General features: G+C 67.5%; 14 protein-coding genes. 5 read left to right on the top strand and 9 right to left on the bottom strand.

Going from position 1 to position 16,310, the window contains the following annotated elements:
- Nucleotides 1-106: 106 nt before the first annotated feature.
- On the bottom strand, nt 107-4,405 hold the full coding sequence (locus PKE72_RS08190) for a transglutaminase domain-containing protein (RefSeq protein WP_271164891.1): 4,299 nt from the start codon (nt 4,403-4,405) through the stop codon (nt 107-109).
- A 190-nt stretch (nt 4,406-4,595) separates the two neighbouring features.
- Between PKE72_RS08190 and PKE72_RS08195 the strand changes: the two genes are divergently transcribed.
- On the top strand, nt 4,596-4,991 hold the full coding sequence (locus PKE72_RS08195; RefSeq protein WP_271164892.1) for a hypothetical protein: 396 nt from the start codon (nt 4,596-4,598) through the stop codon (nt 4,989-4,991).
- A 32-nt stretch (nt 4,992-5,023) separates the two neighbouring features.
- Nucleotides 5,024-5,794, top strand: a complete 771-nt coding sequence (locus PKE72_RS08200; RefSeq protein WP_271164893.1) for an RHS repeat domain-containing protein — start codon at nt 5,024-5,026, stop codon at nt 5,792-5,794.
- Between the two features lie 42 nt (nt 5,795-5,836).
- Here PKE72_RS08200 and PKE72_RS08205 read toward each other — a convergent pair whose 3' ends face one another.
- The 4 genes from PKE72_RS08205 to PKE72_RS08220 all read right to left on the bottom strand — a co-directional run bounded on the left by PKE72_RS08205 (nt 5,837) and on the right by PKE72_RS08220 (nt 8,057).
- On the bottom strand, nt 5,837-5,962 hold the full coding sequence (locus PKE72_RS08205) for a hypothetical protein (RefSeq protein ID WP_271164894.1): 126 nt from the start codon (nt 5,960-5,962) through the stop codon (nt 5,837-5,839).
- A 33-nt stretch (nt 5,963-5,995) separates the two neighbouring features.
- Entirely contained in the window at nt 5,996-6,286 is a 291-nt protein-coding gene (locus tag PKE72_RS08210) for a DUF167 domain-containing protein (RefSeq protein ID WP_271164895.1), read from the bottom strand.
- A gap of 75 nt (nt 6,287-6,361) precedes the next feature.
- Nucleotides 6,362-7,291: an electron transfer flavoprotein subunit alpha/FixB family protein gene (locus PKE72_RS08215; protein ID WP_271164896.1), complete on the bottom strand. Its 930-nt coding sequence runs from the start codon at nt 7,289-7,291 to the stop codon at nt 6,362-6,364.
- A 1-nt stretch (nt 7,292) separates the two neighbouring features.
- Complete coding sequence (locus PKE72_RS08220) at nt 7,293-8,057, bottom strand: electron transfer flavoprotein subunit beta/FixA family protein (protein WP_271164897.1); 765 nt, start codon at nt 8,055-8,057, stop codon at nt 7,293-7,295.
- A 115-nt stretch (nt 8,058-8,172) separates the two neighbouring features.
- On the opposite strand from PKE72_RS08220, the gene PKE72_RS08225 reads away from it, so the two are divergent.
- Nucleotides 8,173-8,517 carry a hypothetical protein gene (locus PKE72_RS08225; RefSeq protein WP_271164898.1) on the top strand — a complete coding sequence of 115 codons (345 nt, stop codon included), beginning with the start codon at nt 8,173-8,175 and terminating at the stop codon, nt 8,515-8,517.
- Between the two features lie 426 nt (nt 8,518-8,943).
- Here PKE72_RS08225 and PKE72_RS08230 read toward each other — a convergent pair whose 3' ends face one another.
- The 3 genes from PKE72_RS08230 to PKE72_RS08240 form a co-directional block, all read right to left on the bottom strand.
- A complete protein-coding gene (locus PKE72_RS08230; RefSeq protein ID WP_271164899.1) occupies nt 8,944-9,279 on the bottom strand; it encodes a GIY-YIG nuclease family protein in 336 nt (111 codons plus the stop codon).
- 499 nt (nt 9,280-9,778) lie between these two features.
- Nucleotides 9,779-10,351, bottom strand: a complete 573-nt coding sequence (locus tag PKE72_RS08235) for a cob(I)yrinic acid a,c-diamide adenosyltransferase (protein ID WP_035311081.1) — start codon at nt 10,349-10,351, stop codon at nt 9,779-9,781.
- A 2-nt stretch (nt 10,352-10,353) separates the two neighbouring features.
- Entirely contained in the window at nt 10,354-10,557 is a 204-nt protein-coding gene (locus tag PKE72_RS08240; protein ID WP_271164900.1) for a twin transmembrane helix small protein, read from the bottom strand.
- A gap of 158 nt (nt 10,558-10,715) precedes the next feature.
- Here PKE72_RS08240 and PKE72_RS08245 point away from each other — a divergent pair, with 158 nt between their 5' ends.
- The gene (locus PKE72_RS08245; protein WP_271164901.1) at nt 10,716-12,887 is read left to right on the top strand and encodes a TonB-dependent receptor domain-containing protein; all 2,172 of its coding nucleotides are present in this window, start codon (nt 10,716-10,718) and stop codon (nt 12,885-12,887) included.
- A gap of 92 nt (nt 12,888-12,979) precedes the next feature.
- Nucleotides 12,980-14,134 carry a hypothetical protein gene (locus tag PKE72_RS08250; RefSeq protein ID WP_271164902.1) on the top strand — a complete coding sequence of 385 codons (1,155 nt, stop codon included), beginning with the start codon at nt 12,980-12,982 and terminating at the stop codon, nt 14,132-14,134.
- Here the strand turns inward: PKE72_RS08250 and PKE72_RS08255 are convergent.
- The gene (locus PKE72_RS08255; RefSeq protein WP_271164903.1) at nt 14,131-16,251 is read right to left on the bottom strand and encodes a phage terminase large subunit family protein; all 2,121 of its coding nucleotides are present in this window, start codon (nt 16,249-16,251) and stop codon (nt 14,131-14,133) included. The genes PKE72_RS08250 and PKE72_RS08255 overlap by 4 nt on opposite strands.
- Between the last annotated feature and the right edge of the window lie 59 nt (nt 16,252-16,310).

Consider the following 16,310-nt stretch of genomic DNA (forward strand, 5'->3'; position numbering starts at 1 on the left):
CATCGTCCGCACCGCCTGGCGTTGGCATGCGGCCGAGCGGGACCGTCTTCCGACCTAAGTGCGTCTGCGCCTCACGCCGCATGGACGACGCCCTGGTCGGTCTGGGCTAGGTGGCAGATGGAGACGCCGAGCTTGGCGAGCTGGGGGCCGACGCGTTGGCGGAGCATGTCTGCGGCGAACCGCAGGCGGCAGACCACGGTGCGGTCCGAGGAGCGCCAGCCGCTGGGGTCGAGGTAGCTGTCTTCTCCTGCGTGACATTGCCGTCCAGATCATAGATCCACTGGGTCTGGACGTTGGTCCCGCTCGGACCGATCTCGGCCGTCTTGCGGCGCAGGGCGTCATAGCTGGTCGTCGTCGTGTGACCGCGCGGGTCGGTGACGCTGGTCACGTCCCCCGCCGCGTTGCAGCCGAAGTTGGTCGTCAGAGCCAGCCCGCCGAACTGCGACGATCCGATCGACTGTCTCAGGCAATAGGCCGGCAGCCCGCCCCCGCCCCAGACCTGGGTGGCGGCGACGCCCGTCGGGTCCTCGACCTTGGTCACGCGGCCATAGGCGTCGTACCAGGTCTTGGTCACCGCATGGGCGTAGGCGCCGGTCCTGGCGTTGTACACCAGGGGAGACGACTGCTCCGACACCAGGCCCTGGCTGTTGTAGCTCAAGGTCCAGGCCTGCGACGGCTGCCCCTCCACCGTCGCCGGCAGAGTAAGACTCGTCGGCCGGTTCCAGTAGGCGTCGTACGCAGCCGTCACCACGATGGTCTGACACCACCAGCCATCGGTTCCGCAGCCGTCTTTCGACGCGCGAGTGACCTTCGTCAGATTGCCGCGACTGTCGTATTCGAAAGCCTTGCGATCGCCCCAAGACGACTGCACCCCCTGGGACCGCCCCGAACCGTACCAGTATTGGTAAGATCGGCGCGACATGGGGTCGAGCGCAGCGATCAGACGGCCATCGCCGTCATAGGTCTGGCGAATGCGGGCGCCGGCCGGATCTTCAGCCCCCGACGATGTGCTGTTGGTCGAGAAGTAGGTCGTCTTTCGATTATAGACGTCATAGCTCTCGATCACGCGAGGCGCATATTCTCCCGCCAGCGCCGCCCAGACATACCGCGCGCGCGGCGTAGCGACGCCGGCGTCGGTGATGGTCTGCAGCAGGTTTTGATAGCCAAACAGGTAGGGCGCGGCCGCGGCCCCCGGAGCATCGTACGCATATTCACGATTGCGCCGACCGGTCTGGGTCGAGGCGGTCAGATAATAGGCGCAATAGCTGGTGTTGAGATGGCAGTCATCCAGATAGCCGAAGCCCACTGAGTTGGGGCCATTGGACACGCCGATCAGGCGACCGCCGGACTGGGCGGCCAAAGAACAGGCCTTCTTGTCGTCGGCCGATTGGATCGATCCAGCAGCCAGGGCAAGGCACTGGCTCGTCGCCTCCTGGGTCGGATTTGCGGTGTAGGTGAAGCTGAGATTGGCGCCGAGGTTGTTAGAAACCGTCTGCAGGTAGGGCGCGTTGGTCGGCGTCGCCGATGTATAGCTGACGGTGATCTGAACCCCGGTCGGGAAGGTCCAGGACGTCATGCCGACGCGCCCATGGGAGCGCGCGGTGATGTCATTGTAATAGGGCGATGAAGGCGTCGTAGAGAAACGCTCGAAATGAATCACCGACTTGTCGGCCAGGGTCCAGTCGAAAATCTGCGGATAGGCGAGCCCGGCCGACCCGCCACTGAAGACGATCTCCTCGGTTGGCGACGAGGCGTTGCGCCAACCGCCGTTGGCGAGACGCACGAAGCGGGCAGAGCGACCGCCGCCATTCAACTGCACGACATTGCTGACGCCTTCGTCCTGCCACCAGTTGAGGGCGACGCCACTGATGAGGGACGCTTCGATGGTGTCGGCGCGACCGGCCTGAATGGCGATCATGGCGGCCAACAAGGTCGGCGCGACGGAGACGACATCGGCGCCGTTGATCAGGGCGGTGACGTCGGAGCGTCGATAGGCGGATGATTCCCAATTATGGGTCCATCCGGCGCCCAGTTCTCCAAAGCTCGAGGCGGGGCCGGACGAGGCGTAACGGCGATTGAAGCTGAGACTATGGGGAAACTCGCCCTGCCCTATCGTGATCTCGTCGCCTTCGGAGAAGGATAGGGATCCCGAGCGGAGATCGACCGAGCCGATCTGGGTTCCAGCGACGTTGGCGGAGATGTTGGACTGCTCGGCAGACCCCAGAAAGTCCAGCGGCCGAGGCGCGTCAGTGGCGCCTTTGCGGAAATCGTTGCGCGGATCGACGTTATTGACAGAGGGCGTCTCCTTGGTCCCGTTGCCGATGATCCAGGCCAGCTCCGATCCTTCGGTTCGACGCGCAAAGAAGCCGCCGCTCGCCTGTTCCGGCACGATCACCGAAAAGCCTTGAGCGAGATAGAGATCGACCTGGGTGCGAACGGCGACCCCGACGCCGCTCGGCAGGGAGGACGAGGTTTGGCCGGGGTTGAGCCGCGTCAGCCCGGCTCCCGAAGCCATGACCCGGCCGCCATTCACGGCGCCGGCCGGCGTGCCGTCCTCGTCGGATCTGATCTGGGCTAGAGCGCCGGCTTCGGAAGCCGAGGCCAGAGCGGCCAGGGCCGAAAGGATATGATGCGGCTGGTCCGATCCCGTCGGCGCGACGCCTACGGCGGTGTCGACGTCCAGGACGGTCGAGCCGTAGCTGGGGTTCAGCGAGACGCCGATCGAATGCTGGTGAAAGACCCGGGCGCCGGAAAGGTCTTCGGTGATGCCGGTCGTGGCGTCAAACAACTCGGCCCAGAGGTTCACCACATTGTCCTTGTGGCTTTTCATCTCTGCGGCGACGACCATTCCGTTGATGAATTTGTCGTTGTTCTGAGTCCAGTAGTTCCAGTCCTCCGCACCAGTGTCGGTGGCGCATACGTCGCCTTCCCGCATCGGCTGACCGGGTCCCGGGCCGCCATACATCTTGCACTCATAGGGGCTGCCCTCGGCGACCACCCTCAGATCCATCAGTGGATCGATTGCCGCCGCGTGCAGGCCGCGGCGCACGCCGGTCCCACCAGCCGTGCGAATGACGATGTCGGCGAGCTTGCCGACCTCAATATATTTGAGGACCTCCTCGTCTGCGTAGGCCCCGCCGCCGGCCGCATAGGGGTGGTCGATCTTGATGTAGAGCTTGCGATCCCAGGCGGCGAAATTGGCGTCATCGACCGCGCCTACGATGGTATTCGCCGTCTCACAGGCCGTAGGGGTCGCGATCCGACCGCCGAAATAGGCCGTCGGCGCCGCGTTCAGGTGATCGCATTTGCGCACGGCCAGTATGAACTGGCGGCCCTTCTGCAAGCCCTGAATTCGATAGGCGTAGATCGACGGCAGATCGAGCGTGTTGAGGAAACCCCCGGTGTGAAACTGCACCTTCGCACGATAGGGCGCCGGGATATCGCCTTCCCAGGTCAGGACGGCCGATGCATTCGGCAGGCTGGTGTTGCGCGGCGTCGAAAAATCCCGGTTGATCGTCCAACCGCCGGTCAGTTCATGGATCGACTTGTTGCTGTGGCTGGCGATCAGGCTTGTCTGCAAATTGGCGGCGTAGGTCGCCATCTTGCCGGCGATCGCCGAGCCGCTCAGACCTGTCACATTCGCCTGCCCCACCGAGACGCCGGCGGACACATTGCTCCACGCAGAGGCCGGCGTCGTCCCAGCGGCGGCCCACAGGTCGATGCCGTTGACGCGGGCGCTGGTCTTGAGCGCAGGATCGAAGGCGTACCAGCTTCCCCCGATGTTGATCTCGGGCCAGATGTGCAGCATCTGCACCGACGACACCGCGCCCGACAGCGTCGCACAGGACGTGGACCCGTTCACCAGCGCGGGCGTGCCGCCGGCCGCCAGAAGCAGACAGGCCTGACGCGCCTCGCCGACCTTCAGGATTGAAGCCGCTTCGGCGCCTAGGCTGACCGTGCCCAGGCGATAGCGCGCGGAATAACCGGACGCCCGGACCAGTTGGACCATCAGCTGGGCTTGGTCGAAAGCGCCGCCTGAGCCGTCCAGAAAGGCCCCGTCGCCTCCCTTGTGAAGTCCGAACTGGGGCTCAAAGGCGATGGTGTTGCGGACGAACTGATAGATGCGGTCCGGATCATGCTCCAACCCCCGCGCCAAGGCCTCAATCCGCGGGCTCGCGGTGATATGAACGGGGGTGGTCGGCGCACCATAGAAGGCCAGCGCGTCAGACGGTGAAACGGTCGAGGCGGGCTGAACAAGGTGGAAGGAAGGAAGAGCCGAACGGGCCGAATAGGACGGCGTCGACTGGGCCCGCACCGACCCCTGACCCACAACCCCTGCAAGAGTCACGAGGACCGTCGCAGCGGTCAGTGCGACGCCGGCGCCGAGCCGGACGTTCCGACTCAAATGAGGATGCACAGCCGAAAATCCCCGAAATACGGCCTGAAACATCGCACCCCCCAGCACTCGCATGTGGGAGCAGCGAAGCACAGCCGTCTCCTATTGTGAAGCTGAAACTAAACCTGGCGTTGCATCTTGCGGACTCGCGGCGGCTCCGCTTAAGATTGTTTTGAGGGATCAGCCTGGGGGAGGCGTTGTGATCAACGGAATCGGCCTGCAGGACAGAATCGGCGCGCTCGGCGGCGGCGTCGTGGAGACCTTGTCCCACGCCGGACGATGGATCGTCTCTCAGACCGCCTCAACCATCGACCGGCCCCGCTGGCGCGCGGCCACGTCTATGCAGGAGCGCGCCAAGGCCGTGTCCTGGCCTCGGGCCGCCGCCCTTGTCGGGCTGTTTCTCGCCGCCGTAATGGCGATCTTGTTCGCGAGCGGCGTGTTCCGCCATCAGCCGGGGCCCGCCCCCCTGCCCACCGAGCGTGAACTCCGCATCCGGTCAGAAGCCTTGGCGAACTTCACCCCCTCTCCGCCGCGCGGTCTCGTCGAAGCCAACACCTCGGCTTCGACGCCGTCCTCCGCGGGTCGTGCGCGATGAGCCGAAGGGGCCGATTTCTTGTCCTTGCCGGCATGTTGGCGTCGGTCGCCGTTCCCGCTGAGGCGGGGACGCAATTTACCTACGACAGCTCTGGGCGGATCATCCAGGCCGCCTACTCCAACGGCGTGACCATCCACTATATTTACGACAGCGCCGGCAATCGGCGTCAGATCACCACCACCCGCGTCGCCAACCGCGCGCCTCTCGCCGTCGCCGACGGCGCCGGCGTCACAGCCTCGGCCTCTGTCGATATCCAGGTCCGCAGCAACGACAGCGACCCCGACGGAGACGCCCTCGCCGTGACGGCCGTCTCGCCCGTCACGGGCGGCGGGAGCGCCGCCGTTCTCGGCGGCGGGGCCTATGTGCGCTATACAGCGCCCGCGTCCGGCGGCGTCAAAACCTTCACCTACACCGTCAATGACGGGCGCGGCGGCGGGGCCTCCGCCGGCGTCACGGTCACGGTGACCGCAGTCAATCATGACCCCGTCGCCGCTGACGACACGGCCTCCACGACCGTCGGCGCCTCGACGCCGATCCCTGTCACCGCCAACGACAGCGATCCCGACGGCGACAGCCTCGCCGTCGTCGCCGTCAGCCCCGCCACCGGGGGCTCCGCCTCCGTCGGCCCCGGCGGCGCCTATGTCATTTACACCGCCCCCGACGGCGTCGGGCGGTACAGTTTCACCTACACCGTCTCCGACGGCCACGGAGGCTCGGCCTCCTCGAGCGTCACCATCGACGTCTCGAGCCTCGAACAGCCCCCCTGCGGTGGGACAACGGGGATCCTTTGCGGGGCTGATTGACGTCGCTGACGCGGGATCACCCCCTCCTCCCGCCGCCCGGTCTCAGCCCAGAAGAGCCGCGACGCCCAGCCAGGCGAGGACGGACAGCAGCAGGACGACGGGTATGGCGACCGCCGCGCGGCGGGTGCCGGGATGTCTGTGGCGAATGTTGGAGCCGGTGTGGATCATGATCGGTTCTCGCTTGGGTTCCCCCCCAAACGCTCAAGCCGCCGCGATGATCCCGTCCAGCCGCGCCTTCAGCTCAACCTCGTCCAGACCCTCCACCGCGATCATCTTCAGCCGCGACTGCCCGCCGCGCGCCAGATCGACCGACGATCTCGACACCCCCAGGGCCTTGGCGAGGAACCTGACCAGAGCGGCGTTGGCCTCGCCGTCCACCGGCCGGGCGCGCAGCCGCACCTTCAGCACGGGCCGGCCCTCGGCGTCGACGTCCCAGCCGTCGATCCGGTCGCTGGAGGCGCCGGGCTGTAGCTTGACGGGCAGTCGGGCCATTCGGTCCTGCGCAAACGCAGAAGGGCGCGACGTCCGGCGTCGCGCCCTTCCCTTATCGGATAACGACGCCGAGCCTCAGCCCAGGGCGGCCATCAGTTCCGGCACGACGGTCTTGTAGTCGCCGACCAGGCCATAGTCCGCGACCTGGAAGATCGGGGCGTCCGGGTCCTTGTTGATGGCGACGATGGTCTTGGAGTCCTTCATCCCCGCCAGGTGCTGGATGGCGCCCGAGATGCCGATGGCGATGTACAGGGCCGGGGCGACCACCTTGCCGGTCTGGCCGACCTGATAGTCGTTCGGCGCATAGCCGGCGTCGACCGCCGCGCGCGAGGCGCCGATGGCGGCGCCCAGCTTGTCGGCCAGGGGCTCCATCACGGCGTGGAACTCGTCCGCCGAGCCCAGGGCGCGACCGCCCGAGACGATGATCTTGGCGGCGCCCAGTTCGGGGCGGTCCGACTTGACCATTTCTTCGGAGACAAAGGCCGTCTTGGGCGCCTCGGCGCCGGCGACGCTCTCGACCGGGGCGGACCCGCCCTCAGCCGCGGCGGCGAAGGCCGTCGGACGCACGGTGATGACCTTCTTGGCGTCGGCCGACTGGACCGTCTCCAGGGCGTTGCCGGCGTAGATCGGCCGCACGAAGGTATCGGCCGACACCACCTCGATGATGTCCGAGATCGGGGCGACGTCCAGCTTGGCGGCGATCCGGGGCGCGAAATTCTTCCCGTCCGTCGAGGCGGGCGTCAGGATGGCGTCGTAGCCGGCGGCCAGGGGAACGACGGTGTCGGTGACCGCCTCGGCCAGGCCGTGGCCCAGGCCGCCACTCTCGGCCAGCAGCACCTTGCGGACGCCTGCGATTTTCGAAGCCGCATCAGCAGCGGCCTGCGCCCCCTGCCCGACGACCAGAACGTCCACGTCGGACGACAGGCCCAGGGCGGCGGTCACGGTCTTGTGGGTGGTGTCGCGAACGGTCGAACCGTCGTGATCGGCGATGACGAGGACAGCCATATTACAGCGCTCCCACGGACTTGAGCTTGGAAACCAGTTCGGCCGCATCGGCCACCTTGACGCCGGCCGACCGCTTGGGCGGCTCGGTGACCTTCAGGACCTTCAGACGGTCGGCGACATCGACGCCGTAGTCGGCGACCGCCTTGACGGCGATCTCCTTCTTCTTGGCCTTCATGATATTGGGCAGGGAGGCGTAGCGCGGCGTGTTCAGCCGCAGGTCCACCGTCACCACCGCCGGCAGTTCGGCGGCGATGGTCTGCAGGCCGCCGTCGACCTCGCGCGTCACCGTGGCCTTGCCGCCTTCGATCACCAGCTTGCCGGCGAAGGTCGCCTGGGGCCAGTCCAGCAGGGCGGCCAGCATCTGGCCCACGGCATTATTGTCGCCGTCGATCGACTGTTTGCCCATCAGCACCAGGTCGGGCTTTTCTTCCTCGACCACCGCCTTCAGCAGCTTGGCGACCGCCAGCGGCTCCAGGTCCGCATCCGACTGGATCAGGATGCCCCGATCCGCGCCCATGGCCAGGGCGGTGCGGAGGGTTTCCTGGGCCTGGGTCACGCCGATGGAGACCACGACGATCTCGGTCGCGGTGCCGGCGGCGTGGTGTTCCTTGCCTTCCTTCAGACGAACCGCCTCTTCGACGGCGATTTCGTCGAAGGGATTCATGCTCATCTTGACGTTGGCCAGGTCCACGCCGGACTGGTCAGCCTTGACGCGGGCCTTGACGTTATAGTCGATCACCCGTTTGACGGGGACGAGAACCTTCATGGGTCTATCCGTGAATTCGCCTGAATGTAGGGGCAGGACATGGAGCGGTCGCGAAGGCCTGTCAACGTAACGCGGGGTCAAGCTCCCGTGCAAAACCCGCCTAACGGATCCTGAGATGAAGCGTTTTCTGACCTTTCCCCGCCTGGCCATGATCTTCTTCGCCCTGTTCGGCGTCGCCGTGGCGGGGGTTTTCGCGGTCCAGGCCTATTGGGTCGCCCCGGGCGAACGCTGCGAGGCGGCGGGCAAATGGTACGACATGGAAAACCGCATCTGCGCCCAGCCCATCTCCATCGCCCAGATCACCGGCCGCCCCAACGGCGTCTCGCGCGCCCAGGCCTCCGACGAAAAGAACCGCGAACTGATCCGCATCGAGGACCAGCTCGCCGCCCAGGACCGCGCCCGCGCCGCCGAAATCACCCGCCAGAAGGCGGCGCTGGCGGCGGCCAGACCGGCGACTTAAGCGCCCCCCCTTTCCTTTCGTCATTCCGGGCGCAGCGAAGCGGAGACCCGGAACCAAGCGGCGCCGTCAGGCGAAATGGGTCCGCCGCACGATGTGGGAATAGCGAGTCCGCGACAGGTTCGCGCTCTCGCGCGCCGCTGGGTTCCGGGTCTACGGGCCAAGAGGCCCTTCGCCCGGAATGACGAAAGATGGAGGGCTGCGGGCCGCCTCTTTCGCAAGAAGAAACGAACCTGTTTCCTCTTCCTTTCGTCATTCCGGGCGCAGCGAAGCGGAGACCCGGAACCCAGCGGCGCCGTCAGGCGAAATGGGTCTGCCGCACGATGTGGGAATAGCGAGTCCCCGACAGGTTCGCGCTCTCGCGCGCCGCTGGGTTCCGGGTCTACGGGCCAAGCGGCCCTTCGCCCGGAATGACGAAAGAGGGGGGCGTCAATCCTCCTCCGGCGGCGTCCAGTTCGGATCGGTTGTTTCGTACCAGCTCGCCGCGAGATCCCGCCAATCGGGGTTCATCTCCTCGATCAGCTTCAGTTTCCAATCCCGTTTCCAGCCCTTGATCCGCTTCTCGCGCGTGATGGCGTCCACAACCCAAACATGTCGCTCGAACCAGACCAGGCGCCAGCCGTTCTCCTTGGCAAAGCCTTCGAACGTCCCGTTCCGATGCTTCCAGGCCCGCGCCACAAGGTTCGACGTCATCCCGACATACAGCGTCCGGTTCCGTCCGCTCGCCATGATGTAGGTGGCGACAAAGGTGCGATGGGTCGCCATGCGCACAACCTAGACAACATATCCCCTTTCGTCATCACCCTTCCCTTTCGTCATTCCGGGCGCAGCGCAGCGGAGACCCGGAAGCCAGCGGCGCCGTCAGGCGAAATGGGTCCGCCGCACGATGTGGAAATAGCGAGTCCGCGACAGGTTCGCGCTCACGCGCGCCGCTGGGTTCCGGGTCTGCGGGCCAAGCGGCCCTTCGCCCGGAATGACGAAAGATGGAGGGCTGCGGGCCGCCTCTTTCGCAAGAAGAAACGAACCTGTTTCCTCTTCCTTTCGTCATTCCGGGCGCAGCGCAGCGGAGACCCGGAACCCAGCGGCGCCGTCAGGCGAAATGGGTCCGCCGCACGATGTGGGAATAGCGAGTCCGCGACAGGTTCGCGCTCTCGCGCGCCGCTGGGTTCCGGGTCTGCGGGCCAAGCGGCCCTTCGCCCGGAATGACGAAAGGGAAGGACGAATGACGAAAGGGAAGGACGAATGACGAAAGGAGATTACGCCCCTACCGCGTCGCCCCCGGCTTCCACTTCACGTCATTGGCCCCGTTCGCATTCGCCCGGCGCCCCGCCACAAACAGATGGTCCGACAGCCGGTTCAGATACCGCACCGCCGCGCCATTGACCGCCTCGCCCGCCTCGACCAGCCGCACCGCCTCGCGCTCGGCCCGGCGACACACCGTCCGGGCCACGTGCAGATGGGTCGACAGGGGCGAACCGCCGGGCAGGATGAAACTGTCCAGCGGCTTCAGGCTCTCGTTCATCCAGTCGATCTCCTGCTCCAGCCGCTCGACCTGGCTGTCCAGGATCCGCAGCGCCTCCCAGGCCGGGGGCGGGTCCAGCGGCGTCGCCAGGTCGGCGCCCAGGTCGAACAGCTCGTTCTGGATCCGGGCCAGCATGGCGTCGATCCGGTCGTTCTGGCCGCTGTTCAGCCGGGCCACGCCCAGGACGGCGTTCAGTTCGTCCACCGCCCCGTAAGCCTCGACCCGGGGATTGGTCTTGGACACGGGCGCGCCCGAGGCCAGCCGCGTCTGCCCGTCGTCGCCGGTGCGGGTGTAGATCTTGTTCAGCGTCACCATGCTCAGCCCCCTTGCGTCGCCTTCCACACCATGCCGCCGACCAGGATCAGCACGGCCACGGCCTGAAGCCCGACCCGCCACCGCATCAGCTTGTTGGAATGGCTCAGGGCGTAGTCCCCGCCCCGGAACAGCGAATAGAGGCCCAGACCCAGCGTCACCGTGACGGCGGCGATGGCGGCGATGACCAGGATGTCGAACATCTGCATGACCCTGTTCTAGCCCCGGTCCGCGTCAGGCGCCAGCAACCTGGCCCGCAACCCTGACCGGCGCCTCGCCCCTTGCGACCCATGCGCACACCCCCCTTGGCCCTGACTGAGAATGATGTTGAGAGGCGCTCGCAAGATTAACCGGGGCAGGACCTGTGATGAGACTTTCGACCCGAAACCGCTTTCTGGCCGGCGCGGCCTGCGTGTTCAGCCTGACCTCAGGAACCGCCCTGGCCCAGGCTTCGGGGCAAAAGGCCGATCCCGCCGCGACCCTGGACGACATCGTCGTCACCGCCGCCGGCTTCGAACAGCGGATCGAACAGGCCCCGGCCTCCATCAGCGTCCTGTCTCGCTCCGACCTGGAGCGCGAACGCTATCAGAGCCTGGCCGAGGCCCTGGCCAATGTCGAAGGCGTGGATGTGGGCGCCACGGCGGGCAAGACCGGCGGTCTGAACATCTCCATTCGCGGCATGCCCTCGGACTATACCCTGGTCCTGATCGACGGCCGTCGCCAGAACGCCGCCGGCTCCATCACCCCCAACGGCTTCGGCGAGACCTCCACCAGCTTCATCCCGCCCATGTCGTCCATCGAGCGGATCGAGGTGGTGCGCGGCCCGGTCTCCACCCTCTATGGCTCCGACGCCATGGGCGGGGTGGTCAATATCATCACCCGCAAGGTCGGGACGGTCTGGACCGGTTCGGTCACCGCCGACGCCACGGTTCAGGGCGACGACCCGTTCGGCAACCTGTACGGCGCCAACCTCTATGCCTCGGGCCCGCTGATCCCCGGCCTGCTGGGCGCTGCGCTACGCGGCCGCTACCAGACCCGCGAAGCCTCCGAACTGACCTATGAGACCGACGCCGGCGGAAACGCCGTGGTCAGCACGCGCGGCCCCAGCCCGGTCGAGAACGAGATCTGGTCGCTGGGCGGCCGTCTGGCCCTGACGCCCCACCCCGACCACGACCTGATGCTGGACGTGGACGTGACCCGCCAGTGGTACGACAACTCGGCCGGCCAGCTGGGGACCCTGGGCATTCAGGGCTACGCCGCCGATATGGAGTTCAACCAGGAGGAATATGTCCTGGCCCACAACTGGCGCCTGCCCTTCGGCGAGCTGCAGTCCACCCTGTCGCGCGGCGAGCGCGAGACGGTCGGCCGCATCGTCCCGGCCGGGGTGCCCGGCGCCGGCGGTCCGCGCGAACTGACGGCGACCAACACGATTTTCGACACCAAGCTGTTCTCGTCCTGGCGCAACCACAGCTTCACCGTCGGCGGCCAGTACTGGGACGCCGAAATGATCGATGGGGTCGCCGTCGCCCCCTACGAACACCAGCAATGGGCCCTGTTCGCCGAGGACGAATGGCGGTTCACCGACACCCTGGCCCTGACCCTGGGCGCCCGTCATGACGACCACAGCCAGTTCGGCTCCCATTTCAGCCCGCGCGCCTATCTGGTGTGGAACGCCACGGCGAACTGGACCCTGAAGGGCGGCGTCAGCCAGGGCTTCAAGACCCCGCGCCTGGACCAGATCGTCGACGGCATCACCGGCTTCACCGGCCAGGGCACCCGTCCGACGGTTGGCACCCCGAGCCTTAAGCCCGAAACCAGCACCAGTTCGGAACTGGCTGTCTTCTACGACAACCGCTCGAACTTCCGCGCCAATCTGACCGTCTTCAACAATGAGTTCGAGGACAAGATCGCCACCGGCGTGCCGCTGAACAACTGTTCGTTCGGCCTGACCCAGACCCAGTACGCCGCCGGCGAACAGGCCCTGCCCGACTGCGCCGACTACGGCTTCTGGCCCCTGGTCGAGACCTTCAGCCAGACCGTCAATATTGACGAGGCGGTGACGCGCGGGGTCGAGGCCGCCTTCCGCTGGGGCTTCGCCCCCGACTGGTCGCTGACGGGAAACTACACCTACACCGACTCCGAGCAGAAGAGCGGCGCCGAGGCCGGTCGGCCGCTCAGCGACACGCCCGAGCATATGCTGAATGCGGCGGTCCGCTGGACCGTCACCGACAGGCTGAACCTGTGGCTGCGCGGCGAATATCGCAGCGACCGCTATCGCTCCGAGGATTCATCGACCAGCCGGGCCAAGGCGACCTGGGGCGACTATCGCGCCTACGAGGTCTTCCATCTGGGCGGCTCCTACGCCGTCAACGACCGCGTCACGATCAACGGCGCCGTCTACAATCTGCTGGACAAGGACTTCGTCAGCTACGGGTCCTACGTCAGCAATGTGAACACCGGCGCCGTCGCCTACACCAACCTCTACGCCAATAATCAGGAGCCCCGGCGCCTGTGGCTGTCGGTCACGGCCGCCTTCTGATCCTGGGAAGTCCAGGGGGCGGTTCGCCGACCCCCGGTCTTTTTACGGCGAAGCTAAGCCATTGGTCACCATTGTGGGGGCAAGGTGGCGCCATGACTGATCGTGTCGTCCGCAACCTCGAGCATCTCAGAAGCTCGGCCTCCACCGCCCGGGTGCTGAACCTGCTGCGCGTGTGGGAAGAGCATGGCGAGAGCCGTACCGACGGCGCGGTGCGCAATCCCGACTGGGCCGCCCGCCCGATATTCCGCACCTCCGCCCTGAACCGCAGCCTGATCATCAAGCACCGGCTGCGGCGCAACGAGATCGATCTCTTCCCCGGCCGCCGCCAGGTCGCCACCAAGATGGTCATCCCGATCGACGACGAGGATCTGAAGACCGGCGGCCGCTATGTCTTCGTCAACCAGATCGGCTTCGAGCGGATGATGGCCGAGGCCTTCGGCCTCTCCGCCGGCCACCCGGACCTGGAGACCCTGCGCCTGATCGACCGGCTGCCGTCGCTGGATCCCTTCCTGCTGCGCGAGCAGCTGCGGCGCGGCGGCCTGGACCCGGCGCCCTGCTATTTCTCCATCAGCGAAGGCGACCTGGCGCGGATGCAGAGCTTCGTCCACGCCGAGATCGAGCCCCTGGTCACCCTCAGCCTGGGTGAGGACACCATCGCCGTGGCCTCGGACTCGGCGGCGCGGATGGCGGCCAAGATCCTGTCCAACAGCCCCGGCGACCAGCTGGAGGCCCTGCGCCTGACCCTGCGCCTGGCCCCGGAGCAGTATCAGGAGGGGGTCTTCTGCTGGAAGGGCTTCCTCTACTACAAATGGACCCTGTCCACCCTGCTGGGCGAGGTCGCGGCCGTGGCCGAGGCCGTGCGCACCTTCAAGCCGACCGGCAAGATCGACCGCGTCGCCCGCGAGCATCTGGACCGCAGCCGCGCCGTCCTGCGCGGCCGCATCATCCGCACCTGCGACGAGGTCAGCCGCACCCTGCGCATCTATGACGACGCCTACGCCCGCCTGACCCAGGAGGGCCGCCCCACCGCCTTCCGCGACTTCCTGCTGGACGCCCCGTCCATGTTCGCCAAGCTGGGCGACCAACTGGGCGCCGTGCAGCATATCGTCAGCTACTGGCGCTTCCGCTTCCGCCCCGCCGCCCATCCCCCCGGCGTCGAGGAGCTGATGGACATCTTCATGGACTTCGAGACCGGCCTCCTGGGCCGCGGCGAGCTGCCCGACGACATCGCGGTGATGGCGGCCTAGAGCCCCCGCACCCGCGGCCCCTCGCCCCGGCCGTCCAGCATCAGGTCGGTGACCGCCCAGACCAGGGCGTCGGCCCGGTCCCAATGCCCCGCCTCCGCACCCCCGCTCTCGGCCTCCTCGCCGCCCAGTTCCATCAGCTCCTCCTCCAGCGCTGCGAACGCGCCCGCATGCCGCACCCGCCCCTGTTCATACAGGGCCGCCACCGGCTCGGCCCGCGCCGCCTTGCCGCGCGAGGCCCGCACCGCCGTAAAGCCGATGTTCTCCCCATCCGCCCCGCACCCGGCCGCCTTCAGCACCGCCTCGACCATGTCCCCGCCCTGATTGACCTCGCCGACGATGCGGACCGCCCCGAACAGCCGCGCCGTCTCCATCGCCCGCTCGGCCCATTTCTGCGGCGACAACCCCCGCATCGAGCGGTCGGCCAGCACCCAGGCCGTCTCCCCGCGCCGCCCCACCGCCACGATGCCGCAGGCGTCCCCGCCGCGCGAACAGGTCGGGTCCAGCCCCACCACCACCCGCTCATAGACCGGCCGCCCCTCAACCGAGACCGGCGCCTCCCCCCGCGCCGCCGCCATCATCTCGGCGGTGAACAGCCCGCCCTCGGGCTCGACCACCAGGCCATCCAGCTCCTGCGCCGCCCGCCGCGTCCCGCCGTACAGCCGCTCCAGCCCCTCCAGAAACCCCGGCGCCAGATGCGCCCCATTGTCCCGCGTCGTCGCATGGGTGAGCGAACATGACGCCTCGGCGCGGAGCGCCTTGAGCGCCCTGGTCGGGCGCGGCGTCGTCGTAACCACCAGCCGGGGGCTACCGCTCGCGACGCGGTCGCTCGCTCCTTGAGCCCCCACTCCCCCGTCCGACGCCGCGTGTGCATCGACGGCTGGGGAGTCCGGGGCTGGCAACCTCAACCTCAGCCCCATCCGCAGCAGGGCCAGCGTCTCCCCGCCGTTTCGCCAGGCGCAGAATTCGTCGGCCCAGGCGGCGGCGAACTGGGGGCCGCGCAGGCTGTCGGGGTCTTCGGCCGAGAAGACGAAGGCCTCGGCCCCGTTCGGAAACACCAGCCGCCGCCGCGACGGCTGATACTCCGGCCCCCGCCACTCGACCTCGCCATCCCCACCGATCTCCGTCCAGCGCGGCAGGCTCATCACCCCCGACGGCCCGGCGATCATCACCTCGCGCACATCGTGCAAAGTCGGCCCGATCAGCGCCAGCCGCCCGCCCGGCCCCAGCCGCTCGGCCATGTCCGCGATCCACGACGCCCCCGCCAGAGTCTTGCCCGCCCCCCGCCCGCCCAGAAACAACCAGGTCGACCAATCCCCCTCCGGCGGTTTCTGCGCGTCGCGCAGAACCAACCCCCCAGCGCCCTGGCCGCCCTCAGGCAAACCGGGGGTCTGGGGGCTCATGTAGCCCGCAGGGCGGTAGCCCCCAGGCATAATGGGGGTCTGGGGGCTCAAGTAGCCCGAAGGGCGATAGCCCCCACGAGAAGTAGCGTTTCTCTTCCAGAGCGCCCGCAGGTCCGCCGCGCTGACCCCCGCCATGATCCGCGTCCGTTGGGACCAGCGCCACAGCCGCGACGCCTCCGGCTCGTCCCCGTCGCCCAGCCGTTTCAGCACATCGGCGTGCAGTTCCCGCACCGTCCCCACCGGATCGCTCCAGTCGATCTCGATGGACAGGGCCGGCTCCCCCCGGCCATAGTTATAGGCCCCCGCCGCCGGTCCGCGCGGCTGATACACCGCCCCCGGCGTGTCCATCTTGCGCAGCCCATAGCGTTTCGCCGCCCAGCCGATGGCCCCTGTCGTCACCCCGTACTCGGCCTCCAGGACCGCGCTGGTCTCGCCCGCATTCCGCCGCGCCAACAGCTCGCGCCAGCGCGCGGGCGTCATGCCCGACCGGCTCTGAGGAAAGACATGATCCGCCGGCCAGCCCTCCGCCGGCCGCCGGCGATGATCCACCGCATCCGGCGCCTGCCCCTTCATCCGCCCGCGCTTCTTCGCCTGCCAGCAGAGGGTCGAGATCGACACCCCATGCTCCCGCGCCAGATCCGACCGCCGCTCGCCCCGCGCATCGCGGTCGAACAAGGCCTCCCATTCCTCATCACTCAGTTTGCTCGGCTTTCCCATGCGGAGAAGCCTAACCCCACCCGCTCCTCAGGCGCGCAAATCGCGGGTCGGCGGGGTTA

It is taken from the genome of Brevundimonas intermedia (assembly GCF_027922165.1).
Taxonomy (GTDB): domain Bacteria; phylum Pseudomonadota; class Alphaproteobacteria; order Caulobacterales; family Caulobacteraceae; genus Brevundimonas; species Brevundimonas intermedia.